16 protein-coding genes are annotated in these 26,399 nt (G+C 44.1%); 9 read left to right on the forward strand and 7 right to left on the reverse strand.

Annotated features, from left to right (window positions below):
- Positions 1-14 precede the first annotated feature (14 nt).
- From HY064_02580 to HY064_02590, 3 genes are read right to left on the reverse strand one after another with little or no spacing between them, the layout of a single operon-like run.
- The gene (locus HY064_02580; GenBank protein MBI3509520.1) at positions 15-1,442 is read right to left on the reverse strand and encodes a T9SS type A sorting domain-containing protein; all 1,428 of its coding nucleotides are present in this window, start codon (positions 1,440-1,442) and stop codon (positions 15-17) included.
- Positions 1,439-2,881: a T9SS type A sorting domain-containing protein gene (locus tag HY064_02585; protein ID MBI3509521.1), complete on the reverse strand. Its 1,443-nt coding sequence runs from the start codon at positions 2,879-2,881 to the stop codon at positions 1,439-1,441. The genes HY064_02580 and HY064_02585 overlap by 4 nt, the downstream gene beginning before the upstream one ends.
- Positions 2,878-6,768, reverse strand: coding sequence for a T9SS type A sorting domain-containing protein (locus HY064_02590; GenBank protein MBI3509522.1), 3,891 nt, complete (start codon positions 6,766-6,768; stop codon positions 2,878-2,880). Before HY064_02590 ends, HY064_02585 begins: the two co-directional genes overlap by 4 nt.
- 309 nt (positions 6,769-7,077) lie before the next feature.
- Here HY064_02590 and HY064_02595 point away from each other — a divergent pair, with 309 nt between their 5' ends.
- From HY064_02595 to HY064_02630, 8 genes are all read left to right on the forward strand, one after another.
- Positions 7,078-7,338 carry a helix-turn-helix transcriptional regulator gene (locus HY064_02595; GenBank protein ID MBI3509523.1) on the forward strand — a complete coding sequence of 87 codons (261 nt, stop codon included), beginning with the start codon at positions 7,078-7,080 and terminating at the stop codon, positions 7,336-7,338.
- 103 nt (positions 7,339-7,441) lie between these two features.
- Positions 7,442-8,515 (forward strand): magnesium/cobalt transporter CorA, encoded by a 1,074-nt coding sequence (gene corA / locus HY064_02600; protein MBI3509524.1) that lies wholly within the window; start codon positions 7,442-7,444, stop codon positions 8,513-8,515.
- Positions 8,512-9,246 carry a hypothetical protein gene (locus HY064_02605; GenBank protein ID MBI3509525.1) on the forward strand — a complete coding sequence of 245 codons (735 nt, stop codon included), beginning with the start codon at positions 8,512-8,514 and terminating at the stop codon, positions 9,244-9,246. The genes corA and HY064_02605 overlap by 4 nt, the downstream gene beginning before the upstream one ends.
- A gap of 164 nt (positions 9,247-9,410) precedes the next feature.
- A complete protein-coding gene (locus tag HY064_02610) occupies positions 9,411-10,394 on the forward strand; it encodes a toxin-antitoxin system YwqK family antitoxin (protein MBI3509526.1) in 984 nt (327 codons plus the stop codon).
- A gap of 180 nt (positions 10,395-10,574) precedes the next feature.
- Positions 10,575-11,351 (forward strand): hypothetical protein, encoded by a 777-nt coding sequence (locus tag HY064_02615; GenBank protein ID MBI3509527.1) that lies wholly within the window; start codon positions 10,575-10,577, stop codon positions 11,349-11,351.
- Positions 11,352-11,408: 57 nt separating this feature from the next.
- Positions 11,409-12,056 carry an SCO family protein gene (locus HY064_02620; GenBank protein ID MBI3509528.1) on the forward strand — a complete coding sequence of 216 codons (648 nt, stop codon included), beginning with the start codon at positions 11,409-11,411 and terminating at the stop codon, positions 12,054-12,056.
- 104 nt (positions 12,057-12,160) lie between these two features.
- The gene (locus tag HY064_02625; protein MBI3509529.1) at positions 12,161-12,748 is read left to right on the forward strand and encodes a hypothetical protein; all 588 of its coding nucleotides are present in this window, start codon (positions 12,161-12,163) and stop codon (positions 12,746-12,748) included.
- A 59-nt stretch (positions 12,749-12,807) separates the two neighbouring features.
- Positions 12,808-13,923, forward strand: coding sequence for a bifunctional 3-deoxy-7-phosphoheptulonate synthase/chorismate mutase type II (locus HY064_02630; GenBank protein ID MBI3509530.1), 1,116 nt, complete (start codon positions 12,808-12,810; stop codon positions 13,921-13,923).
- 102 nt (positions 13,924-14,025) lie between these two features.
- Here the strand turns inward: HY064_02630 and HY064_02635 are convergent, their stop codons facing one another.
- Together HY064_02635 and HY064_02640 are read right to left on the reverse strand one after the other, a co-directional pair.
- Positions 14,026-16,122 (reverse strand): CotH kinase family protein, encoded by a 2,097-nt coding sequence (locus HY064_02635; protein MBI3509531.1) that lies wholly within the window; start codon positions 16,120-16,122, stop codon positions 14,026-14,028.
- A gap of 111 nt (positions 16,123-16,233) precedes the next feature.
- The gene (locus HY064_02640; GenBank protein ID MBI3509532.1) at positions 16,234-16,683 is read right to left on the reverse strand and encodes a DUF1569 domain-containing protein; all 450 of its coding nucleotides are present in this window, start codon (positions 16,681-16,683) and stop codon (positions 16,234-16,236) included.
- Positions 16,684-16,813: 130 nt separating this feature from the next.
- Here HY064_02640 and HY064_02645 point away from each other — a divergent pair, with 130 nt between their 5' ends.
- Positions 16,814-17,005, forward strand: a complete 192-nt coding sequence (locus tag HY064_02645; GenBank protein MBI3509533.1) for a cold shock domain-containing protein — start codon at positions 16,814-16,816, stop codon at positions 17,003-17,005.
- A gap of 109 nt (positions 17,006-17,114) precedes the next feature.
- Here HY064_02645 and HY064_02650 read toward each other — a convergent pair whose 3' ends face one another.
- Positions 17,115-18,053 carry a type IX secretion system membrane protein PorP/SprF gene (locus tag HY064_02650; protein MBI3509534.1) on the reverse strand — a complete coding sequence of 313 codons (939 nt, stop codon included), beginning with the start codon at positions 18,051-18,053 and terminating at the stop codon, positions 17,115-17,117.
- A complete protein-coding gene (locus HY064_02655) occupies positions 18,050-26,320 on the reverse strand; it encodes a gliding motility-associated C-terminal domain-containing protein (protein MBI3509535.1) in 8,271 nt (2,756 codons plus the stop codon). Before HY064_02655 ends, HY064_02650 begins: the two co-directional genes overlap by 4 nt.
- Positions 26,321-26,399: the final 79 nt, after the last annotated feature.

Genomic DNA, 26,399 nt, shown 5'->3' on the forward strand with positions numbered 1-26,399 from the left:
TACCGAAAAACTCTTCAGCGTTGTATTACTATTTTCTGCGAAAAAATATTTTCACCCGCATGCACACACACTAAGTACACTCCCGCGCCCAAGCCCGAAACATTGATCTGTTCCTGTAATTCTCCGGAAGAAGAGATGGACAAATTATTTTCTTTTCTTTCAATTACTGTTTGGCCCAGCACATCATAAATTTTTATGTCAATATTTTTTTCTTGCAGATTTTTCAATTGTATAGTTAATATATCATTTGCCGGGTTCGGAAAAATATTAAACTCTGATTCTGAATTCTCCGATTGATTTATTCCTGTTGAAATTACTCCGCAGGTATCTACATAATTTCCGCCGATCCATTTGGCCAAATTAGAAATGCTCGAAGTGTCCAACTGAATAAATCCTCCGCCAACATACATTGTGTCGTGATAAAATTCCACACTGCCAATTCCTGCGTTAAAAGTTGATCCAAATGTACACCACTGCGTTTCATCCCAAACAGCAAGACCATCGGCTATCACCCCGCCTATTTTTTCAAAGTTTCCGGCACAATATAATTTCCCATTATGCACACACATATCTTTTACCGTCGGGAAAGAATTGTTAATCCCTATCTGAACGCTTCCGCCGACTGCATTAAATGCCGTGTCGTTCCAACTGATAATACCAGTTCCGGCATTCCCATCTGAAGCAAAAAATAATCCACCAACATAAAGTTTGTTATTGAAAACCTGCAAGTCGTCTATTTGACAGAATCCGCCGTGAATTTCATTTGAAAAAAAATACCAGTTAATCCCATCCCATTTTGCAAAACGACAAATATTTCCTTGCGGGTCAAGAAACATTCCTGCTGCGTATAGATTGCCGTGATAAAAATCTATTTTAGATAATAAACTTGCATTTGCAGAAAAATGGTAATTACTTCCGATACATTGCCATGCGACTCCATTCCATTTAGCAATACAATCCGCAGGAACATTACCAATACTGTCGAAAGGGCCACAGATATATAACTCGTTATTGTAAACCTTAATGTCGTCAACAACGGAATTTGGTTGTTGTCCTCCCCACATTGAATCCCATTGGCTACCATTCCATCGTGCTAAAAAATGAGAATAGATGGTATCAACTTCTGTAAATGCCCCGCCCGCAAGGATTTCATTGTTGTATCTGCAAAGTGCCAGCGTATTATTCGGGTAGCTGACCGAATTAAATTCATCCGTTCCCGCTCCAAGAGAATCCCATTGCGTACCATTCCACGAACCAATGCCACGAATATGCTCCCCGTTTACGAACGAAAAGTCTCCGCCAAAATATAATTTATCATTAACCGAATCGGGATACAGGCACGCAATAAACCTGTTGGGCCATCCCAAAAGTGCCTGCCAGTGTTGTGCTGCAACACAACATTGTAATAGAACAAAAGAAAATAACAGTACTGTTTTTTTCACCTTTGAATAATTATTTTTTGCGTAAACGCCATCTCGCCGACACACACGCGCACGAAGTACACACCCGCGCTCAGGCCCGAAACGTTAATCCTTTCTTCCAATTCACCGGGTGATACTGCGCTTTGAGAAACATCTTCTTTCTTTTCAATAACGGTTTGGCCCAGCACATCAAGAATTTTTATATCAACATTTTTTTCTTGCAGATTTTTCAATTGTATAGTTAAAAGATCATTTGCCGGGTTCGGAAAAATATTAAACGCTGATTCTGAATTCTCCGATTGATTTATTCCTGTTGAAATTACTCCGCAGGTATCTACATAATTTCCGCCGATCCATTTGGCGATGTAATTATAATTTGCAGGGGTGCTGTCGGTTTGTAAAAATGGGCCCGAAACATACATGGAATCATTAAAAAAAGTTATCTGGTCGGCGCCGTCATATTGCAGCAATGCATTGCTAAAAAAAGTATTGAAACCGCACCAATTATCTCCGTCCCATGAAGCCAAACCCATTGCAGGGACTCCTCCTATTTTTTCAAAATTTCCTGCGCAGAATAATTTTCCATTGTGTACACACATTTTTTTTACAACAGGGAACGGATTTAAACTCCCAATCTGAACGCTGCCCCCAACCGCATTCCAGGTTGTGTCGTTCCATCGCATAATACTATTAGCCGGGTTTCCATCGGATGAATAAAAAAGACCGGAAACAAATAGTTCATTATTGTAAACCTCCATATCCCAAACATCAGCAACACTTCCCTGTAAGGCACTGGTCATAAACTGCCAATTACTTCCATTCCACTCTGCAATGTGGCAGGTGTTACCAAACGGATCGTCAAAAAAACCAGCGATGTATAAGTTGCCATTATAAAAAATCATTTCGGAAACATATCCGTTGAAATTATAGTTATTTCCGACATCCTGCCATGAAGTGCCATTCCATTTTGCGATTTCATTTGCCGGGGTATTTCCAACCATATTAAATACACCAGAAATATATAATTCGTTGTTATAAATAATAATATCGTCCACTGCTGAATTTGGCGGGCCGCCGGGAATAGAATCCCATTGTGATCCATCCCATCTTGCCATTTTTGGTGTATTCAGGTTTCCTGCCAGTGAAAAATTTCCTCCCACATAAATATAGTTGCCATAGCGAGCGATAGCCCAGGTACTGCCGGGCATATTTCCGATTGAAGAATTATCGATTCCACTTTTCAGGGAGTCCCATTGATTACCGTTCCATGTAGCTATTCCCCAAATGGTATCCCGATTTACTTCCGTAAATATTCCTCCAACGAAAAGTCGATTGCTTATAGAATCTGCATAAAGACAAGTAATATTTCTATTGACTCCACCATAAAGTGAATCCCAATGCTGCGCAAAACAGCACGGCGTGTACAGAAAAAACAAGAACAGTTGTCGAGTTGTTTTCACCTTTGAATAATTATTTTTTGCGTAAATATTTTTTCTCCGGTTTTTAAATGAACTACATAAATACCGTTCGAGCAGTTTTCAAGATTGATTTCATGTCTCAATACCGAGCAAGGGGAAATATTTTCAGAATAAATTGCCTGCCCGAGCAGATCAAAAACTTCAATGCTAATTGGGTATGCTGTATTAATATTCCCGGCGATCCAGAATACATTCTGCGATGGATTTGGAAAAATATTTAGACTCAACTGATTCGCACTTGATAATTCGGGAATTCCAACAATAGTTGGATTAATATCAAAGCGGGTAATCCAGCCAGTGAAGGCATTCACAGTATCCTGATACCAAACCGGAGGCCCTCCGCCATTATCCAATGGAATAGCACCTGGGCCACTAGCGATTACCTGGCCTGCAAAATATAAAGTGGTATCGCTGCTGGTTGCAAGCGCCCATGGAAAAATAATATCTCTTCCAAAATATGTAGTCCAGATCTGTTGGTGTGTCCCATTTTGAAAACAATTTATAAAGCCGTCATCACCGGAAAAGTTATACGTTGCATCAACGTATGCGCTGCTCAAATTAGGATTTGCAAAAGGAAGATTGTTACTCGAAGTATTTCCGGCTAAATACAAATTTTGTAATGAATCGATGGCAAGAGCAAATCCTTGCTCATTACCTGAACCCCCATATAGAGTCGACCAAATCAGGCAACCATTATTATCAAATTCAGCAATGAAGGCATCTTTACCTCCACCGCCACTATTTTGAAAATAAGCACCGCCACCGGGGTTTACGAGATGAAGAACGTTTCCTGCAAAAGTTTGGCCTGTTATATAATAGTTGAGCGAAGAATCTGCTATAACATTCCACGAATAATCTTCTATCTGCTCGCCATAAAATGTACTCCAAACTAAATCATTTGTTTCTCCTGTAAATTTCGTCACGTATGCTGAAAGAACGCCACCCGGGAAACTGACGTTGCTCGAATCTGTACATAAATTATGTTTTATGGGAAACCCATTTGCATCAACAACTGCACCTGTTACTACAATATCTCCACTCTTATCAATCACCAATCCCACAGTGTTGTCCGAGAAAATAGTGGGTGAGTCCGCGGAACCGATTTTTGTTGCCCATTTCCTTACGCCAACAGCATTAAAACGAAGAATAAACCCATTTCCATAATGTGAATTCCAATATGCAGAGGAAGAATCAAGGGGGAAATCTGATTCGCAAATACCAACAACGTAAATATTGCCATTGGATTTTGAAACACGCAATTTCAAACCATAATCCGTGCCGTTGCCCCCGTAATAAGTTGACCAAATCTGATTTTGACCACTTGCATCCAATTGAGCAAGGAACACATCCGATTTTACACAACCGCCACCTGTGCATGTATTTGTACTGTCATAATATGCACTTCCCCAATGATGAAGTGGAAAATCAGTACTCTGAGTGTTACCAGTAAAGAAAACATTACCAACAGAATCTTCATCAACACTTGTCACCTCGTCAAAAGCGTAATTACTTCCTGATTGATCAATATTTCCTCCATAAAACGTTGCCCATTCTCTTTCACCACTCTTTTTAAACTTCACCACTGTTCCATCTGAACCTCCCAGAGAACTTGGACCGTAAAAATGGGGAGTTGATAATGGAAAAAAAAACGCGTTTGAAAATCCGCAAACTAAAACATGTCCATCTTTCGTCACTTTCACATCGCGGAATTCTCCTTTCAGATTATTTCCGCCGGCACCGTAATAAGAACTCCATTCAATATTCTGGATGTTCTGTGGACTTAAATGCCCCCAATCCGTTGCAATTACCAATGGCAGCGCCGTGTTGAACGAACCGAAGTTTGAAAAGCTTATTTCGTTTACGCCGATCATCGAGTAGAACGGTTGCCAGTTTAATGCAACAAAATTTCCGCCCGCATCAATTTGCCACGCTGCCGGCCGCGGTTGAATTATTTCTCCGAGCTGTGTGTAAATGTGAAGTTCGCCCACGTAATCTATTCGTACGCTATCTGCTCCTTCAAATTTTAAATCAACTTCAGTTGCAGAATTTCCGCCGCCGCCAGGTTTGCAAATAAAATAGGTTTTCAGTCCGCGCAGATTACTTCCGTACATCACATCCACATTATTCCACACCTCAAAATCAATCAGCTTATCGTAATTGCGCACATAACTTCTTCCTTCGGGAATATGCCCGAGAAAAAAATTTTCATAATCATCGCGCACTTCCATCGATCGTACTTTTAAATTGGCATTCGCATTTTCGTATTTCATGTCCACGCGGGCGAGCGTATCATGGTGCGCGGACGATGAATCTAATTTAGCGAAAACATACGAGATTGCCGTATCGGAAAAATAGACATTCGGCGCTCCGTGAATAGTGTAAAATTTCTCCTGGGGAATTGCAGCTCCGTTTGTGTTTAGTAACTGATCTTTATTTTCCGTAAAAACAAACGAACTTGATGTGGCTGTAATTGTGTCGTGAACGAGCGTTACTCCTTTCTCAATGTATCTCACGGTTGTATATTGAAATTTTCCCGAATCGGCTGCAGTTTGCCCCACCACCCAAATCACTCCAGGAACATCATTCGCAATATCGGTGGCCTGATCGTTTCCATTCACAATGCTGTTGAAATTAATTTGCCAGACTAAATTTCCGTTCCCGTCGTAACGCAATGTATAATAATCATTTGTTGTACCATTGAAACTATAACCCGTGACGTAAATTCGGTCCGTTCCTTTCACGGCAATTGCAGTTGCAGAATCATTTCCGTTTGCGGCGCCGTTAAATGAACTCACCCATTGCTGATTTCCGCTGTTGTCATATTTTATCGTGACATAATTTTTCCCCTGCGATGTTGTTGTTGAAAATCCGGTTACGATTACATTGTTGAGCGAATCGAGATAAATTCCGCTTGCAATGTCATCAAGATTTGCCGCGCCGTTGTACGTAACAGCCCATTGCTGTGTGAGCGCGCTGTCGAGCTTTTCTGTTCTATAATCAAATCCCTGTCCTGAATTCATAACGCCGCCCGTTACATAAATATTTTCGCTTGCATCTTCCTGCAAATCGGTGATCTTGTCAAATGCAATGGCCTGGTTTCCTCCGCTGGTATGTGAATTCTGCACTAATCCGTCCGACACTCTGAATTTCACCACTGCATATTTGTATTTTAAAGAAGTTGTTTGTGCTGCTCCGGCAACAGTGAGAAAATTATTGTTTACTGTTGCGCGCACTCCGCCGTCGTTTAAATTCGCATCGTTCCACGTTCCTGCCCACTGAAAAGTTCCGGCGGTAGAATATTTGAGCGCGAGAAAATCATAATTGTTTGTGCTGCCCGCATAAGTAGAACCAACGGCGTAAACGAAATTTGTTGTCAAAACCAAATTTACTGTTCCATCGTTGTGCGAAGAAGCGCCATTGTAAATCTGAGACCACAGTAAATTTCCATTTGAATCGTACTTGCGGATAATCGCATCGTTGCTGTCGGCGGCGTTTTGGTAAACAGATCCGGTGATGTACACATTTCCGTTTGCATCAATTCTTACATCGGCTGCATCGTCATCACCGTTTCCTGCGCCGTTAAATGAGCGCGCCCACACGAGCGCGCCCGCGGGAGAAACTTTTGCAACGAGCATATCGTAATTTCCATTGGCAGTATTGTATGTTGCGCCTGCCATGTACCCGTAATGATTTGCATCGGTACGCGTTACACTCTTCTGGAAAAAATGCTGCGTGCCGACGCTGGTGTTGAAGTCTTCGAAAACTTTTAGCTGATTTTGTTGCGAAAACAAATTCGTAAACGTCAGACATTCGAAAATAAGAATTGTCGTTCTCGAAAATAATTTTACAGCTGGGAGATTTGTTTTCATGTGTTTTGGTTTTGAGGTTATACAATTACTATAGTTTCATTCCAAAGCATTCCTGCCCTGGAAATTATTTTCGTTCTCATAAAAAATATTCACCCCCACTCTTTCCGGTAAACCGAAAAAAATCGTCCGCAAATTTTCAGCTTCACTGTACGTGTGCATTTACACTGCAACTATTCCTCACCGTACTCCTCTTTCATCATCCGAATCAATCAACGGGGGACATTGATTAATTCGTTTGCCAAACATATAAAAAAGAATTTAGCCCATATATGGGCTTTCGAGATTTTTTGTACAAATTGATCATTGTATGTGCAAAATATCCATGATAAACCGTTTCTTAAAGCGCTTGGCATTAAAATCAGGGAGCTTCGCATTAGAAAAGGCATGACTCAGGAAGAACTCGGTTTCGAAGTTGGAAATTCCGGAAAACAAATCGGTCGTGTAGAACGAGGAGAAAATAATGTCACCATTTGTATGCTTTATCAGATCTCGAAGGTTTTAAAAATTGAACTCAAAGAAATCGTTGATTTTAATATTCCCGACAAAACGAAAAAAAACAAATCGAATTAGTAGAACGAAATTGGAAGATGTACTAAAAGTTCCCTGAGAAAATGCTACTTTAATTTTATAATTTATCCTTTTCGTACTTTCGTACATCTTCGTATTTCGTACTATGCAGCATTTATCCATCAAATCAGGCGCTCCTCCGGGAACGCTCGTGTATCTCGGAAGAGAAACGAGGGATAAAGTGCGCATTACACTTATCGAATACAATGAACAGGAATTTTTTGAGCGCGAATTTTTTGACATTGATGAATGTCTTTCGCATGTGAAATCGGGATTGGTGAAATGGATAAACGTAGATGGCGTACACGATACGGGAATCATCCAGAAGATAGGAACGCTGTTCAATATTCACCCGCTCACGCTTGAAGATATTGCGAATACGAATCAGCGTGCGAAATTCGAAGACTTCGATAATTACATTGTGACGATCATGAAAATGATCTTCGAAGATGCGAAGATCCGTGAAGAAACGGAAGATGCGCTCGTTGCCGAACAGTTGTCCATTCTTCTTCTCAGCGATGAAACCGTGATCTCTTTCCAGGAAGCTGAAGGTGGCGATGTGTTCGATATTATCCGCGAACGTTTGCGAATGGGAAAAGGAAGGATCAGGAAATGTAAAGCCGATTATCTCGCCTATTCATTGCTCGATGCGGTGATCGATTCTTATTTCAATGTGCTGGAAAAAATCGGTGATGAAGTGGAAACGCTGGAAGATATTTTAGTGGACAATCCGAATCCCGAAACGCTTCATCACCTGCATCACCTCAAACGGCAGATGGTTTACATCCGAAAAGCCGTGTGGCCTATGCGTGAACTTATCGGTAATCTCGAACGCAGCGAGTCGCCATTGGTGGGCGAGAACACTTCCGTTTACCTGCGTGATGCGCACGATCACACGATACGCGTGATAGACACCGTGGAAACTTACCGCGATCTTCTTTCGGGAATGATGGACCTGTACATGTCGAGCGTGAGCAACCGCATGAATGAAGTAATGAAAACGCTCACCATCATCACCACTATTTTTGTTCCATTGACATTCATTGCCGGCGTGTATGGAATGAATTTCAAATACATGCCCGAACTCGATCAGCATTCCGGATATTTCATTGTGTGGGGCATCATGATCGCCATCACCGTTTCACTCATCATCTATTTCCGAAGAAAAAAATGGCTATGAAAAATATTATTGCAGTTCTGCTGCTTATTAATTTTTTCCTTGCCTGCGATGAAGAACCGCAGAAGGAAAAACAACAAACCTTCACTATTGATTCTGCATTTGCAGCATTGCAGAAATCGACGAAGGATAATGCCGCCAACAACACGGTGAAGAACGATACAACGCATCTCACGGCGCTTCCCCCGGTACAGGAAGGCGATCTTATTTTTCAAATGACCTCGGATGCCAATGGGAAATTTTTCACGACCGCTACCGGGTCGAAATACAATAACATGGGAATGATCTTCCAGCGCCCGCGCGACAATCTTTACATGGTGATCGAAGTGGGCGATTCGGTGAAAGCAACTCCCCTTTCCGATTGGGTGAATCGTGGTGATGGAAAACATGTGGCTGTAGCGCGTATAAAAAATGCAAAAATTTATCTTGATGCCACGCGCACGAAAAAACTGAAAGAGGCAGCTAAAACCTACAAAGGCATTCCCAACGATCCTTACTTTTCGTGGGGCGACGATGCGATGTACAGTTCCGAACTCATTTACAAGATCTATCACACTTCACTCGGCGTTTTGTTATGCGATACCAGGAAATTTTCTGAATTGCATTTCACCGAACCGGAAGTGAAAAAGAAATTCTATGAAAAATACAATGGGAATTTTCCGCTTGACACCCCCATGGTTACACCCGATGATATTCTGAACTCGAAGAACGTGGATAAAGTTTTTGAACGGTAAGGTTAAAAAGCAAAATTTTCATTAGAGTTTATTCCGAATAAGATACTAAATGCGAAACAGGAAACTTTTTGACATTCAAATGAATCAGACTGAGCATCGGGAATGCCTTGCAAATGCTCCGTTTTTAATAATGGAGCGCTTGCAATCATTGTTATACAACTCTCATGAAAAATCTGATCTCTATCGGCCGCGTTATTGCTGTGACCACCTTGTTATTCACCGGTGTGAATAGCATTTCTGCACGAAATTATTTTTTCAAATTCGATCCGGGCCTTGCTGCCGGTGACACCAATAAAACAGATGCGAACGGGCAGAAATCCGGTTTCTGGATCGAAAAGACGGGCGCTTACGACTGGGAAGGAAATTATATGGCCGGCAAGCGCGAAGGAACCTGGATGGCTTACCCCGTGGGAACTCCAATGCCTGCTTTCGTTGAAAATTATCACAACGGAAAAAAGAATGGCGTTTCTCTCGGCATCGATCGTGCGGGATATATTTTTCGCCAGGAAAATTTCATTGATGATTCACTCGACGGATTACGCCGCACATTTTTCACAGGCGGGCGCGTGAAAACGGAAGAGGTTTATAAGAATGGGAAACTGAACGGCAACCGCAAGATCTACAACAACAATAATAAAGTGCAGGAAGAAGGATATTTTGTGGACGGCAAACGCGATGGTGTAGCAAAATGGTATTACACCGATGGAAAACTGAATACAGAATCGAATTACAAAGGCGGTTCGCTCGAAGGAAAAATGACTACCTATTATGAGAATGGAAATAAATCGAGTGAAGTGATGTACATGAAAAATGACATGGAAGGCGCGTACGTGGAATACTACGAAAATGGAAAAGTGAAAACGAAAGGCAACTACGTACACAATCTCGAAGAAGGAGTGTGGACCACCACTTATGAAAGCGGGAAAGTTTATGAGACCGGAAAATTCGTTCACGGCCAGCGCGACGGTTCCTGGAAACAAATGAGTGAGGATGGAAAAACTTCCGGCACCGTGAAATACGCAGCGGGAAAAGTAGTTTCCGGATCACCAATGGATCCTAAACCAATTCCTGCTGTCCCCGAAACAAAATCCGGAACAGGAAGTTCCAGCACGGGAACATCCGGAACAGGAAAACCGAAACGTTCCTGATTTTTTTATTCATTCCACTTTCCCCGCCTCTGAAAATGATGCGGGGATTTTTTTTAGAGCCAGAATGCAGATCATGCGGAAAATAATTCTCTTCTCTTTCTCTTCTTCCCTGTTACTTTCCTGCGCCATTGGCAGCAATAAAAAAAAGATCACGGAACAAATAATATTCCTGCTCCCATTGTGAATGCAGTCATTCACCACGATACAGATTATGCAGATCTTGAAATGAAAGTTGCGAATGCAAATGCGCATCCATTCACGGAACAAATGCTGCTGAAAAAAATGAATGTGAGCGGGAGAAATGAATCGGTCGATTTTTCCCTATTCGACAGGGAAGGACGATTGGTCTCTTCTTCGTCAGGGGGACCGAACCGTTCCGGGATAAAATATTATTTCAATGATCGCGGGTGTCTCACCGAATATGATCATCTCCGGAAAGACCGCGCTGATTTCATCATACGTTACGATTACAACGACACTCAATGTGTGCAGATCACGAACATTCTCACCGATGGAAATTACACAACTGTTGCTACTGTAGAACATGATAACGCCGGGAGACGCAGCCGGAAAATTGAAAATGACGGGATCACTACTTACACGTACACGCCGCATGGCGATCTTTCCTCTCAGGTTAAATTGAACGCCGATTCTTCGCAACGACACGAAATACTTTTTTTCTACAATAAGAAAAACTGGCTCGTGATGGAGGAAGAATGGTTTGAAACGGATACCATGGATATTTATTTTTTCCGTTACGACTCATTAGGACGGCTGACAAATAAGATCAATTACAAAGAATTTGACCCGGTGGATAAACCGCTGATCGAAGAAAGCTGGGAATACAATAAAGATGGTTTGCCTTCTGTTTATCATTATTCCTCGCGCTTCATGGCTGAAAATATCAACGACTACACTAAATGGTCGCGGAAATATTCTTACAGCTATTATCATTGACAGAATGACCGGGCAAATTAGATTTTTATGCATAACCAATTGCTGTAACTTTGCGCTATGAAAAAACAGTTCGTCAATCTTATTCTTCTTGTAACTGCAGCCGGCCTGCTCATTGCCGGGTATTTTTTCTTTCATGGAAAAGTGCGCACGCTTAATTATTTCGGGCCCGTTGAAACATCGCTGCAGAATCATAACGACTCACTCGGCCGCCACGTGGTGTATGATTTTTCACTTACCGATCAATCCGGAAAAATAATTACTCGTGCCGATTTTAAAAATTCCATTTGCGTGGTGAATTTTTTCTTCACGAGTTGCAAAGGAATATGTCCGCATATGAATGACCAGATGGGGCGCGTGTATGCGAAATACAAAGGCAATAAAGAAGTTCAGTTCATTTCACATACGGTAAATCCGGAAAGAGATTCCGTTCCGGTTCTCGCTGCTTATGCGGCACAACGTAATGCGGATGAAACACAATGGCATTTTGTGACGGGCGATAAAAAAGAATTGTATGATCTTGCAAGAAGGTCGTATTTGATTTCCGATACGAAAGGTGACGGTGGAAAAGAAGATTTTGTTCATTCACAGAATTTTGCGCTCGTGGATAAAACCGGGCACATCCGTGGATTGTATGATGGACTCGATCCGAACGAAGTGAATCGGTTGATGGTGGATATTGATGTGCTGCTCAATGAATACAAATAAAAGAACTCCACTTGTAGCGGTAATTTTACCGGATATGAATTCAATGGAATAAAAAATAACTTTTCACTAACGAACGCATTATAAAGTAAACAACTCTGCCACTCATGCGTTCCCCGCTGCTCCTCTCTGTATTTTTTATCAGCACATTTCTTTTTTCATCCTGCGCAAGAAATCTTGATCACGACATCACGCTTAATGTGAATGATTCCATAATGCAATTTAATATTCACGCTCCCGCTGATGAAAAATATTACAATCCTTCCGATTCTGCTGATAAAAGAACTGAGGTGATCACGCAATTGAAAAATCAATTCGCCGGCAAAGGGAATGATGTGAAGGTCGTGGATGCCAATGGAGAATGGACCTTGGAGATCACGTCCTGCAATTTTGAAGAAACAGTGGACGCCCAATTCAGGGTAGATAGTGCTTTCCCACACGATACCACATGGTATTACATTCATAGAATTGAGGTGAATATGAACGCGATCATAGAAGATGCTTACGGGTATGCAGTTCCGGTGTCGGCTGCTGCACACGATGAAGAAAAATTACGCGAAGAGCCGATCGGGAAAGGCAGATTTTTCACGCCACACACCACCACTATTACTTTTCCGGATAAAATAGAGCGGAGAGTACTGCGCAGAATTTACCGCGATGCCATGCAGGAGATCAAATCGCGGCAGAAACAATAATGTGCTAATATGTGATTGGAAATTCATTCACACATTAGCACATTTCTTAACTTTACTTTATGGCAATCACTCCGCTCGAACTTGATCTTCTTCCGTTGTCTGCCTGGTTTCCTTCTGCAAAAAGAAAACTCATTATTGCAGGCCCGTGCGGTGCTGAAAGTGAAATGCAGGTAATGGAAACTGCAAGAGACATTTCATCACTCGGAAAAGTAAACCTCTTCCGCGCGGGCGTGTGGAAACCGAGAACGCGTCCCGGTTCATTCGAAGGAATGGGAGAAGAAGCATTGAAGTGGCTGCAGCGCGTAAAAAAAGAATTCCGTCTTCCTGTCACCATCGAAGTAGCGACAACAGAACATGTGGAACTCGCTTTGAAATATGGCATCGATGTGTTGTGGATTGGTGCGCGCACAACAGTGAATCCTTTTTCTGTGCAGGAAATTGCAGATGCGCTGAAGGGAATTGATATTCCTGTTCTCGTAAAAAATCCGGTGAATCCCGATCTTCCATTGTGGAAAGGCGCTCTTGAACGTGTGAATCGCGCAGGAATAAAAAAACTCGGCGCTATTCACCGCGGATTTCACACTGCGGTGAAAACGCAATACCGTAATGCACCGATGTGGGAACTGGCAATCGATCTCAAAGCAGCTTGTCCGCAATTGCCTGTTCTCTGCGATCCGAGTCACATCAGCGGAAGAAGAGATCTTATTTCATCGGTCGCACAACGCGCATTCGATCTCGATATGAACGGGCTCATGATAGAAACACATTGTGATCCCGCAACTGCGCTGAGTGATGCCGCGCAACAACTCACGCCCGACCAATTGGATGAATTACTCGAATCGCTCGTGATGCGCGACGCGTACATAGGCGACGCGGGATTCGAGCACATGCTGCGCACATTGCGCGAAGTCATTGACGAAATTGACCAGGAACTCATCCAGGCGTTTGCAAGAAGAATGGATGTGGTGGAACGTATTGGTGAATTCAAAGCGGATCACGGCGTGACCATTCTGCAGATCGATCGCTGGCTGGAAATTTTAAAAACACGAACAGCAGCAGGAGAATCGCTTGGCATCGATCACGATCTCATCGTGGATCTTTGCCAGTTGCTGCACAAAGCGTCGATCAGGAAACAGACGGAAGTGATGAACCAATCAGAAAGCAGCAGGCAGTAAGCAGTAGGCAGAATTCAGTGGCGGCAGTAGCTCTACTACGTTCGATATAGCCGCAGCGAAATTTCTAATCTCAAATTTTCGAATAGGCGCAACAGGCGCGGGTTACTCTGCCTTCGACAATTCCTGTGTCCACACCAGGTTTCCGGTGCGTATGCGCAGCAGGTACATGCCCGCAGGAAGATCCTCTTCCGTTTTGAAAACAAGTGTCTGTGTTCCTCCGTTGTGTTGTAATACAACCTCCGGCTGAACAAGTTGCCCCAATGAATTGTACAATTCCATGTGCACGGGAGCAGGATCGCGCAGGTAAATGGAAAGATTTACTGTACCGGTGAAAGGATTCGGAAACGCAGCATCTGAATTTCCCGATGAGTTTTCATTCACGCCGGCCACGTTACAACCATTCAGTGTTCCCGGCATATTCGCATCGAGCCATGTATATCTTCCGGTGATGAAATTTTTCAGCTCATCCACTTCTCCCTGGTAAGTAGTTGGAATCGGAGATGGATTCGGCCAGACATAAGTTCCGAGTGTAGGCCACACGAAAAAATTCCGTTGTTCACTTTCATTGAGGTAAAGCGCCATCGAATCGCAATAGTTATGCAAATAAGTTGGAGATAGAATCGTCTGACTTAATTCTTCCCAGCGGCAACGGACTTTATCGCGGAACGCCGGATCCTGCATGAGACGATCCCACCAGAAAGGGATCTGCCAGTAATCTCCGGAACAATAATTTCCGAACTGGTACGCCCATCCTGCAGTATTGTTTCCATTGCAGTAATTAGCATTGCCCCACGAAATATCATAATCCCAAACAGGACCCATCACTAATTTTCCTCCGCGACTGTATCGGTCTTTGAACAAATAAGTACTCAACCGATAACCATCCACATTGTGACTCATTTCATTCACGAAAAAATAATCGATGAAAGAATTCACATCAATGTATTTTGCATAACCCGTATTCGGATTTGCAAAATTCGGCCCGGCGAGTGCGGTTTCAAAACTGTCAACGTAAGCCTGAATGTACGCCTGCTGCGGAATATTTATAGTTACATCAGAAGGCGTGTCGTACTGGAAAAATATTGTTTGTCCTGAAGTTGCTGATGCAGGTGCGAATGGAGATGTCCATCCACCTCCACCGGTTCCGGTTCCTTTGTCAATTTTAATTATATAGCCACCGGTGAGTGCATCGCCACTCGTGTTGGTGATCGTCATTGGTGCAATATTTACACGATTTGAATCGCGTTTTATTTTTTCAACGAGCAAATAAACACCCTGATATTCTCCGTTGAGTACAACTTCCACATTTTCCGCGCGGGGCGCCCACCATCCCATTTCCCTCGAGAGATCGTAAGAAAGTTTATTATTCATCAGAGATTTATCGGAATAATTTGCAATGAGCGCCCAATCGTTTTCCGAAGGCATGTTGATGAGCGGAGCATTGTGCGGCCAGTTCATCGTGTCCCACAATTCGAGTCCGTAACTTTTTTTAGGAAACATCTGCGAGCTCGATCCACGGAGTTCAATTCCTATTCTTCCATTATAGTTATTCCATGGATCTGTCATGTAATTCCGCACTCCAAATCCATTATAGATAATTCCCATGTCGGCCTGAATTTTCGGCGAATCGGGAATGCTTTGTGAATTGAGTGTGTTGATGATGACGATCGGAAGATTGGAAGATGACAATGAAAAATAAGTGGCCGGATTATTTCCGAAAGTGATGCTCCAGCTTAAAACCATTCCGCTGTCCTGCGCGGCCATATCAGTCACTTGCAGGATCCACGTTCCGTTCCCATTCTGATTATTGTTCACCAAACCCATTTGTCCTTGCGGTTTAAAATATCCTGTGAAAGGAGAATTTCCATTGCCGATGTTTGTTGAAGCGGTGTCGGTGAAAACTGTATTCGTATAATCATCTCCGCTGCCACCGTTTCCGCTGCTGAGCATTCCCTGTGTTCCGTCGGGCGCAATGATGCGGATGTCGAGATCACTGTCCCACGTGTGCGTGAGATTGATCCTCACACTTTCAAGCCCGAATGTATTCGTGTCGATGTTCGCCGGAGAAAGTCCGCTTACGATCGCGGAGAAAGTATTCGTCTGCACGTCGTGAACAATTCCTGTTGATCCGGAAAAAGTCTGCGCAGTGAGAATGGAGAATGGAGGGAGGAGTATGGAGAAAAATAAAAAATTTTTCATCGGTGTAAATGGCTGGCTAGGGCGGCTATTAATGACAATGAAGATAAGCAATTGGCGGTGGAAGGGAAATGACCGGGAAGGTATATCCGTATTGATTCGTAATTCGTACAACTACACTCCAAACTGCCTTAAATGATGATCGAGATGTTTCCACTGCATTTCTCCCCATTGTTTCTGCGTGAGGTGTCCGAAAAATCCGTGCGGATGTTTTGTCGCATTTTTTTCTCCGCCTTCATGAAAACGTTTTGTCAAAGTGAGTAAACGTTGTTTTTCTTTTTCCAGTTCGCGTTTATCGGTGATGATGAATTGCTTCGCTGTTGGATTATTCTGTTTGAAAGGTGTATCTCTGAGAAAACTTTTTTTGATCATCGGTCCCAGTATGCGGCCCATCACCGAACGTGGAAGTTTTTTGTCGCCGATGGCCATTTCCATGGCTTCACAGCAATGCGCGAGCATCTGCGCGGGCTCCATTTTGCCCCATCCTCGTGTCGTGTTTTCCGAGATTTTCCGAATGCGGCCGGTGATTTCTTCATAAACGGCCTGGTCAAATAGGGTTTTCATGGCAATATTATTTTACGCAAGTATACTGATTACCAGCAATATATTGACAATATTCCCGGAACGTAAAAAAATTCTTTCAAAGCCGATTATTCCTGTTACCTTTGCATTTCATCAAAAAATCATCATCACAATGGAAAGTGGAATTGTAAAATTCTTCAATGAGTCCAAAGGTTTTGGATTCATCAAAGTAAACGGATCAAACAACGAAGTTTTTGTTCATGCAACAGGGCTTATTGACAAGGTTCGTGAAAATGACGCGGTAACTTTCGAGCTGAAAGAAGGCAAGAAAGGTCTTAACGCAGTAAATGTAAAATTGGCGTAATCACCCCTTTTTATATTTGAGAAACGACCTGCTTCGAATGAGGCGGGTCTTTTTTTGGGGAGTACGAAATACAAAATCCCGAATTAATTCGGGATTTCGTATTTCGTACTCAGTTGAATTGCGGTGTCGACCCATCTCCTTTTTTCACACCGTGCTCATTGAATTTTATTCCGATCACCAGCTCGTGTGTGCCCGTTGAATAATTTGCAAGATTAGTGTACGTAAGATCGTAGGCATAACCGAACATCAGGTTTTCGCGCATCACAAATCCGGCGAAAAGATCGTACGCATCAAGATTTCTATACGAAGCGCCAATCCAGAATTTCCCTTTGTAAATTCCGCGCAAACTCACGTCGAACTGGAACGGAGCAGGATGAACATATTTCATGAGCGCCGATGCTTCAATGATAAAATCATCGCCGATCGGCTGCCGATATCCCATCATCCCATAATAAGTACGCGTTAAAATACTTGTGGTGTTCGACATGTAATCGAAGAATTTCAATTTACTCTGTTGGATCTGCAGGCATGATGCGCCCACCCACCAATGATCACTGTACAGATAAAATCCTGCACCGAAATCGGGAGTGAGCACCGACTGCAATGAATTGGTGAGAATAAGATCGCCAGGATCATGTAAAGTTATTTTTTGTCCGTCCACCATAAACTGAAGTATTCCTGCGGAAAGTCCGAACGACAATTTTATTTTATCCGTAAGCGGCGCGTGATACGCATACGACATATAAAATCCGGTGCGTCGTGTTGGGCCAACAATGTCAGTGAACAATTGCCCGCCTATTCCCATGTGATCGTATTTCATCGGGCCATGACAACTGAGAATGTATGTTCTCGGCGCATCAGTAATTCCTCCCCACTGGTAACGGTTAGCAGACATTCCAATGAAATAAGGATTCTTCCCCCCTATCGCCGGGTTCATCACATAATCGTTGAGCATGTACTGGCTGTAATGCGGCAATTGCTGCGCACGGATCAAGGTTGTACTGAAGCACAACCCTGCAATTGCAATATGGAGAAAATATTTTTTCATCGCATGATGGTAATTGGCCCTGTGTAAACCTGCGGGAACATCGGATCATTCAGTTTGATGATGTAATAATAAGTTCCGACAGGAAGATCCTGTCCTTTGTATTTTCCATCCCACGGAATATTATATCCGTCGGAACCGAAAAGTAATTCACCCCAGCGGTTATAAACTTCTACGCGGCAATGCGGGAACAATTGAATATTATCGATCACCCACACGTCGTTTATTCCATCGTTATTCGGCGTAAATCCATTGGGAAAATTGATCTCCGGCACTACCGTCACGACGACCGTATCGCTGCCGATACATCCGTTCGCATCAGTAACATAAACAACATAAGTTGTTGTTGTTTGCGGAGAAGCAACAGGATTCGATGAAGTAGAATTTCCAAGATCTGTTGTCGGCGACCAGATGAATGTAGTTCCGTTAGGGCCGGTTGGATTTCCTCCGAGTGTTGTTGTCATTCCGGTAATGATCTCCACGTCTGGTCCTGCATTTGCATTCGGCGCCGGATTGGAAGTAACTGCAACAAAATCCGTATCGCTGCACGCGCCATTGGTAACAACGAGCATATAGTTGGTTGTTCCAGAAGGCGGGATCACTGTTACCGATTGTGTATTACCAACACTGGTATTTCCCGGCAATTGGAACCATTGATATGTTGCACCGGCAGAAGTTGTCGCATTGAGCGTAATATTTCCGTTCTGGCAGAATGTAGTATCGTTGCCTGCACCTGCCACTACGGGAGTGAGTGCATTCACAAGAACCGTATCTCCATTACTGCAACCATTCGCGTCGGTGACCACGAGTGTGTAGGAGCCGGGCAATAAACCGGAAATGTTCAGTGTATTCGCTGTGTAACCGTTCGGGCCGGTCCATGCAAACAGGTAAGGCAATGTTCCGCCGCTCACAGTGGTAGTAATAGATCCATCAGCTGTATTCGTACAACTCGCATCAACAACAACCGGGCTTCCCATCACAATGACTATCGGCGATATGATCGTATCAGTTTGTGTTATAATACAACCATTGGCATCGGCGATCGTGACCGTGTAGGTTCCGGCGCAAAGACTATTCGCAGTTTGAGTGGTCTGGGCATTGCTCCAGGTATATGTGTAAGGCATAGTACCACCGGAAGGAATTGCAGTGATCGTTCCATTGCATGCACCCGCGCATAATTCATCCTGCACGAACGGGATCGATCCGGCTAGTTGTGTAGGTTGCGTGATCGTTACAGATCCGGATGCAACACAACCGGATGCATCCGTTGCCTGCACAATATAATTTCCGGGACACAATGCACTTGCCGTATCATTCACGCTGGCATTACTCCAGTTGTAAGTATAAGGTCCCGTTCCGCCGGCAGCTACAACAACGCCTACGCCATTGCAGCTTCCGTTGCAGGAAACATCAGTAGCTGTTGTCGTGAGAACCATTCCGCTATTGCTGTTGCTCACAGGCATGGGTAGTGTTTGAGCACAACCATTCGCATCGGTGACGGTAACGGTATAAATTCCTGCACAGAGTAAATTGATGCTGCTGGTAGTTTGTCCACCGGGCAGCCACGCGTAGGTGTACGGGCCTGTTCCACCCGAAGGCGTGAGCGTGATAGCGCCCGAACAAACTCCGCAAAGTGTATTATCAATCAGCTGGTTCAGAACAATAGCAGAAGGTTCGTTGATGGCGAAGGTTTGTGTTACAGTACAACCTGCAGAATCGCGCGCCTGGAAGATGTACACGCCCGCGCAGAGATTATTGATACTCGTCGTAGTTTGTCCGCCTGGCAACCAGAGATAAGTGTAAGGCGGAATTCCTCCATTCACATTCACACTCAGTGATCCGTCACAAACTCCGTTACAGGAAGCATTGTTGAGTGAAGAACTGGTAATCGTTGGCCCGCCGCTGCTGGTAACTGTAATGGTGAATGTAACAGAACATCCTGTTGCGTCGGTCACCGTTACATTGTAAACTCCGGAGCAAAGACTATTCACCGTTGAAGTTGGCGCTCCATTGCTCCACAAATAAGTATAAGGACTTGTTCCACCGCTTGCATTGAGCGTTACACTTCCGTTGCATTGTCCGCATGTAGTCGGAGTGATAGAAGGATTGATCGTGATCGCTGAAGGTGCAACAAGTGTTACAGTCAAAGTATTGGAACAACCTCCGGCATCATTGACGATCACCGAATAAGTTCCCGCACATAATCCCGTTGCTGTTTGTGTTGTTTGCGCAATCGGATCGCTCCATTGGAAAGTGAATGGCGCTGTACCGGAAGTGATGTTCACTGTTGCTGTTCCATTGCAGGAAGTATTGCAACCCGGATTTGATGAAGTAATAGCTGCGGTTAATGTATTCCACGGATTGACCACAGAAGCCGAAGTATCCGTACAACCATTTGCATCGGTGATCACGCAACTATAATTTCCAACACAAAGCGCGCTGATGTTCGAAGTAATTTGTCCGCCGGGCGACCACAGATAAGTGTACGCGCCGGTTCCCCCTGTTGGTGCAAGAGAAATTGATCCGTCACAAATTCCGGTGCAAGACGCATTAGCAACAAATGGATTCGGAACAATTGCAGGAGGAGTAGTGATCGTGACCGGAGAGAAACGAATACATCCATTTGCATCAGTAACCTGCAGAAAATAATTTCCGCCGCACATATTCGAAAGTGAATTCACGGTTTGCCCACCGGGATTCCAGAGATAAGTATAAGGAATTGTTCCGCCGATCGGAGTAACGTTCGCTGTTCCATCGCAGGAATAAGAGCAGGAAGTTGGAGTTGTAACAACCGTTTCACCAGTTGGCCCTCCGGAATTATTCAGCGTGAGTGTGAATGAAGATGAACATCCGTTGGCATCCGTTACCGTCACTGTATAAATTCCTGCGCAAAGATTTGTTTGATTCGGTTGCGGAGGTAATCCGCCAGACCAACTGTAAGTATAAGGCGCAGTTCCACCAACTGGTGTCACCGACATTGTTCCATCACAGGCATTGCAAGTTGCCGGTGCATTTGCAACGGTAACTGTGATGTTGGAAGAATTAGCGATTGTTACCTGCTGAATATCCTGGCAACCATTCGCATCACGAACTGTTACAGTATAAGTTCCGGCACACTGACTGGTGATGGTTGCAGTGGTTTGTCCGCCCGGTGCCCAGAGATACGAATACGGTGTTGTTCCTCCCACAGGATTTGCACTTGCAGTTCCATCACAATTATTTCCACACGTAGTTGGTGTTGAAGAAACATTCGCAAGAAGTTGTGGTGGTTGAGTGACTGTAGTATTCCCGGTTTGAACACAACCAGCAATATCAGTTACTGTTACTGTGTATGTTCCGGAACAGAGTGCAGTTGCGGTAGAAGTTGTTTGCCCACCCGGTGCCCAGCTGTAAGTGTAACCCGGAGTTCCACCAGAAGCGTTCACACTTGCAACACCATTGCAATTTCCAAAACAACTCAAAGGTCCGCTGCTTGCCGAAAGTACGATCGCAGTTGGTTGCAGGATCGTGACCGATTGTACCGAAGTACAGCCATTGAGATCTGAAGTGATGATCGAATATGCGCCGGCACAAAGATTATTTACAGAAGGAGTCGTTCCTCCGCCGGGCGACCACGAATAAGTATATCCCGGTGTTCCGCCGCTTGCACTAACTGTAGCAGTTCCATCACAAACCGCATTGCAGGTTGCATCAGTAGAAGAAACAGACGTTACAAGCGGCGTAGGTTCGGTAATGGTCACCTGTTGTGTTGTAGTACAACCATTCGCATCGGTAACATCAACAGTGTAAGTTCCCGGGCAAAGATTCAATGCAGTGGCTGTTCCCTGTCCTGACGACCAACTGTAAACATAAGGAGAGGTTCCTCCTACAGGAGTAATTGTTCCTGTTCCGTTGCAAGCTCCGTTACAAAGCACATTCGTGAATGAAGAACTTGAAGTAAGAATTGCCGGTTCAGTTACCGTAATATTCTGAATGAGTGTACAACTATTCGCATCTGTAATGGTGATCGTATAAGTTCCCGCAGTTAATCCTGAAATTGTTTGAGTAGGTTGCCCGCCCGGAGCCCATGAATAAGAATAGGGGCCCGTTCCGCCGGATGGATTTACAGTAATACTTCCGTCAGAATTTCCGCCACAAGAAACATTGGTGATCGTAGATGTTGCAGTGAGTGGCTGAGGTTCTGTAATGGTGATGCTGGTAAAAGTTATGCAACCCACCGCATCGGTCACCTGGCAGAAATAAGTGCCGGCACATAATGCAGAAACATTCGGCGTTCCGTCTCCAACAGGATTGCCCGGTGTCCAGTCATAAGTATAAGGAGAAACACCAGCTGTTACAGTTGCTGTTCCTGTTCCATCACACACGGCGTTACAACTTGCATTGGTAGATGTAGCAGTCACAGTCGGGCCGGCGATGTTGCTCACTGCGATCTGCGTATTCACAGAACATCCTGTTGCATCTGTAATTGTGAGCGTATAAATTCCGGGGCAGAGTGAAGAAATAGTTTGCGTGGTTTGTGCGCCCGGCGCCCATGAATAAGTATACGGGCCGAATCCTCCTGATGGATTTGCTGTAATACTTCCGTCACATAAGGTACAGTTTGCATTGGTTACTGTTTGATTTGCTACGATCAATGAAGGTTCGGTAACAGTGATGGTTTGTGTTACAGTACAACCATTGGCATCCGTCACGGTGAGCGTGTATGATCCTGCACAGAGATTCGTTGCTGTTTGAGTAGTTTGTCCGCCGGGCATCCAGGAATAAGAATAACCACCGGTTCCGCCGGAAGGTGTTGCAGTTGCAGTTGCATCGCAAACTGCATTACAGGATGCATTCGTGTTTGTCGTGGTCGCAGTAAGCAGCGGAGGATCTAAGAATGTGATGGTATCTGTATTGAAACATCCGTTGGCATCTGTTGCAGTTACTGTGTAACTACCCGCGCACAATGCGGAAACAGTTTGTGTATTCTGCCCGATAGGCGACCAATTATAAGAATAAGGGCCTGTTCCACCGGAAGCATTCGCACTTGCAGTTCCATTGCACGATCCGAAACAAGTGAGATTAGAACCGGAAGTGGTAACTGCAATATTCACAACTGGTGTAATAACTGCTATTGCTGTTGCAGTACAACCGCCAGCATCAGTAACTGTAACGGTGTAATTCCCGATGCAAAGATTTGTTGCTGTTGGATTTGTTCCTCCGGCCGGAGTCCAGAAGTAAGCGAACGGAGCGGTTCCTCCACTCGGAGAAACAGTTGCTGTTCCATTACAGATATTACAACTCGAAGTTGTTGAAGTTACTACTGCAAGAAGCGGAGGTGGTTGTGTAATATTCACCTGCTGATTCACTGTGCATCCATTCACATCTGTAATGGTAACTGTATAATTTCCTGCGCAAAGTCCGCTTACGTTATTTGTAGTTTGCCCTCCAGGCATCCATAAATAAGTGTAAGGCCCAGTTCCTCCATTTGGATTAGCAGTAGCAGATCCATTGCATCCGCCATTGCACGAAACATTTATTGAAGTAACATTCGCAAGCAGAGCATTCGGTTCCGTTATTGTAATAATATCCTGTCCTGTACAACCAGCTGCATCAGTGACATTGCAGGTATAAGTTCCTGCGCAGAGATTATTGATGGAAGAAGTTGTTTGTGCGCCCGGCGACCATAAATAAGTATACGGTGAAGTTCCGCCCGATGGAGTTACACTTGCACTTCCATTACAATTTCCACTACAACTTGCATTGGAAAAAGCCGGAGTGAGAATAAGAGCGGAAGGTTGATTGAGCGTAACCTGTGCACTCGTGGTACAACCATTCGCATCAGTAACATCAACCGTATATGTTCCCACACATAATGCACTGATGGAAGAAGTTGTTTGTCCGCCCGGGGACCACAAATACGTGAACGTTGGTGAACCTCCGGCAACAACTGCAGCTGCTGTTCCATTGCAATTACTGTTACAGGTGATTTGCGTTGAATTGATCGTAACAGAAAGCGGATTCGGTTGTGTGATGGTTACGTTTTGTGTTGCAGTACAACCATTCGCATCTGTAACTGTAAGAGTATATGTTCCGGGACAAAGTCCGCTGATGGTAGAAGTAGAAAAATTTCCTGGTTGCCAATTGTAAGAATAAGGTGAAACACCACCCGATGGCGTTGCTGTGGCAGTTCCGTCACACGCTGCGTTGCAGGAAACATTGGTGTGTGAAGCTCCGGCAAATAATTGGTTCGGTTGAGTAATTGTGATGGTTGCATTCGCTGTACAATTGTTCGCATCCGTTACTGTCAATGTGTAAGATCCCGGACAAAGACCAAAAATTGTTTGCGTATTTAAACTTCCGGGCATCCAGTTATAAGTGTACGGTGAAGTTCCTCCCGAAGGATTTGAAGTTGCCGAACCGTTGCATGCACCGAAGCATGTAATATTTATTCCCGTTGCATTTGAAAGAAGTTGTGTGGGTTGGTTAATGGTGACCTGTCCGCTCGCTGTACATCCGTTCGCATCAGTAACATTCACAGTATAAGTTCCGGGACATAAATTGGAAGCCGTTGGGCCGGTTCCGCCTGATGGAGACCAATTGTATGTGTAAGGAGATGTTCCGCCCGAAGCATTCGCAGCAGCAGTTCCGTTGCACGCGTTGAAGCAGGTAATATTCACACCGGTTGGTGCAACAAAAAGTTGCGCGGGTTGTGTAATAGTAACTGTTCCCTGCACGGTACAACCATTTGCATCAGTAACATTCAATGTATATGTTCCTGCACATTGTCCATTGATAGTAGGCGTGACCTGTAATCCCGGAAGCCAAGAATAAACATACGGACTTGTTCCACCGGAAACCGTTCCTGTTGCAGTTCCGTCGCACACACCAAAACAACTTGCATTGGTATGACTCATAGTAACGGTGAGTGCAGGCGGTTGTGTTATTGTTGCAACATAAGTAGTAGTACAATTATGCGCGTCAGTAATTGTGCATGTATAAGTACCGGGACACAAACCAGACACTGCAGGCGTTGTTTGTCCGCCCGGCGACCAGGAATAAGTATAAGGAGCAGTGCCGCCTGTTGGTGCAACAGAAGCTGTTCCATTACATGCTGCGAAGCAATTGACATTGGCACTGGTTCCGTTCGCAACGAGCGGATTGGGTTGTGTAAGATTAAAGGTTTGTGTTAGAGTACAACCATTCGCATCGGTGACGGTTATTGTATAACCACCTGCACATTGTCCGTTGATCGTAGCTGTAGTTTGTCCACCGGGTGCCCACAAATAACTGAAAGCGCCCGTTCCACCTGCAGCACTTGCAGTAATAGAACCATTACATTGTCCGCTGCATAAAGGGGCAACAGAAGAAAAGAAAATTACAATTGGAGGTGGATCGGTAACAATAGCAAATGCAGGAACCTGGTCGCCAAACACTACGTCAGTTACCACAACAAGATAAGTTCCAGCGCAGAGTCCGGTTGCGGTTTGTGTTGTTTGAGAATTACTCCAGAGATAAGTGAACGTTCCTGATCCGCCTGATACCACAGCAGTCGCCGTTGCATTGCATTGGCCGTTGCACAGATTAGGAGTAACAACTGTGGTTACCGTATGTGTTTGCGGATTCTGTGGATTAGAATTTCGCTGTGCAGCAGGATCATCATTGGAGGCGAGTACACGCCCGCCCTGGTTGATGAGTGACCCTGCGGAAATGATCTGTTTTGAAACTACTGTTGAATTTTCTCCTACAAGAAGTTCGGCATTTACATTGATCGTGATCGAATTGTTTACGTAAAGTTTATCGGAAACAGAATAAGTACTCTCAATTTTTTTATCCGCATTGAAAATAAATTCTCCCGTAAAAACCTGTCCATTCGTTTTAATTAATGCGGTGCTGTTATCACGCATTCCACCGAATTCGTCCTGCAGGATCCATTTACCGCTGAACCGATCATTGAAAATTATTCCAATGGAAATATTTCCGCCAATGTGAATTTCTCCATTGCCACAAAGAATAATTTTTGCAGCACCCGGGAGATCATTCACAGAAAAATCCAAAGCAAAAACATGATCATCAATAAAAACGGAATCGGTTGCGGAAGACAGATCAGTTCCCAGAATAACATTATCAGTCGAGGATGGAATACCTGTTCCCGGTTTTCCATTCGCAACAATTGACCAGTGATTAGGATCGTTCCAGCGCCCGCTTCCGCCCACCCAATATTTATTGCCGGCAAAAATGCTCAGCGGCAATGAAAAGAAAAAAACTAAAACAAGTAGATGTTGTTTCAAAACAGTGTTTCGCTAATGGTGTTTGCTATAAAGGTCTTCGAAACCGGGTTGCCTGCGGTTATCGTTTTTCCCTGAAAAT

The organism is Bacteroidota bacterium, from assembly GCA_016194975.1.
Taxonomy (GTDB): domain Bacteria; phylum Bacteroidota; class Bacteroidia; order Palsa-965; family Palsa-965.

What these genes read in the sequence shown, in the direction of transcription:
- HY064_02590 (MBI3509522.1), bottom strand. Translation starts at nt 6,768, where the DNA reads ATGAAAACAAATCTCCCAGCTGTAAAATTATTTTCGAGAACGACAATT.
- HY064_02620 (MBI3509528.1), top strand. Translation starts at nt 11,409, where the DNA reads ATGAAAAAACAGTTCGTCAATCTTATTCTTCTTGTAACTGCAGCCGGC.
- HY064_02605 (MBI3509525.1), top strand. Translation starts at nt 8,512, where the DNA reads ATGAAAAATATTATTGCAGTTCTGCTGCTTATTAATTTTTTCCTTGCC.
- HY064_02635 (MBI3509531.1), bottom strand. Translation starts at nt 16,122, where the DNA reads ATGAAAAATTTTTTATTTTTCTCCATACTCCTCCCTCCATTCTCCATT.
- HY064_02625 (MBI3509529.1), top strand. Translation starts at nt 12,161, where the DNA reads ATGCGTTCCCCGCTGCTCCTCTCTGTATTTTTTATCAGCACATTTCTT.
- HY064_02610 (MBI3509526.1), top strand. Translation starts at nt 9,411, where the DNA reads ATGAAAAATCTGATCTCTATCGGCCGCGTTATTGCTGTGACCACCTTG.
- HY064_02645 (MBI3509533.1), top strand. Translation starts at nt 16,814, where the DNA reads ATGGAAAGTGGAATTGTAAAATTCTTCAATGAGTCCAAAGGTTTTGGA.
- HY064_02630 (MBI3509530.1), top strand. Translation starts at nt 12,808, where the DNA reads ATGGCAATCACTCCGCTCGAACTTGATCTTCTTCCGTTGTCTGCCTGG.
- corA (MBI3509524.1), top strand. Translation starts at nt 7,442, where the DNA reads ATGCAGCATTTATCCATCAAATCAGGCGCTCCTCCGGGAACGCTCGTG.
- HY064_02650 (MBI3509534.1), bottom strand. Translation starts at nt 18,053, where the DNA reads ATGAAAAAATATTTTCTCCATATTGCAATTGCAGGGTTGTGCTTCAGT.
- HY064_02640 (MBI3509532.1), bottom strand. Translation starts at nt 16,683, where the DNA reads ATGAAAACCCTATTTGACCAGGCCGTTTATGAAGAAATCACCGGCCGC.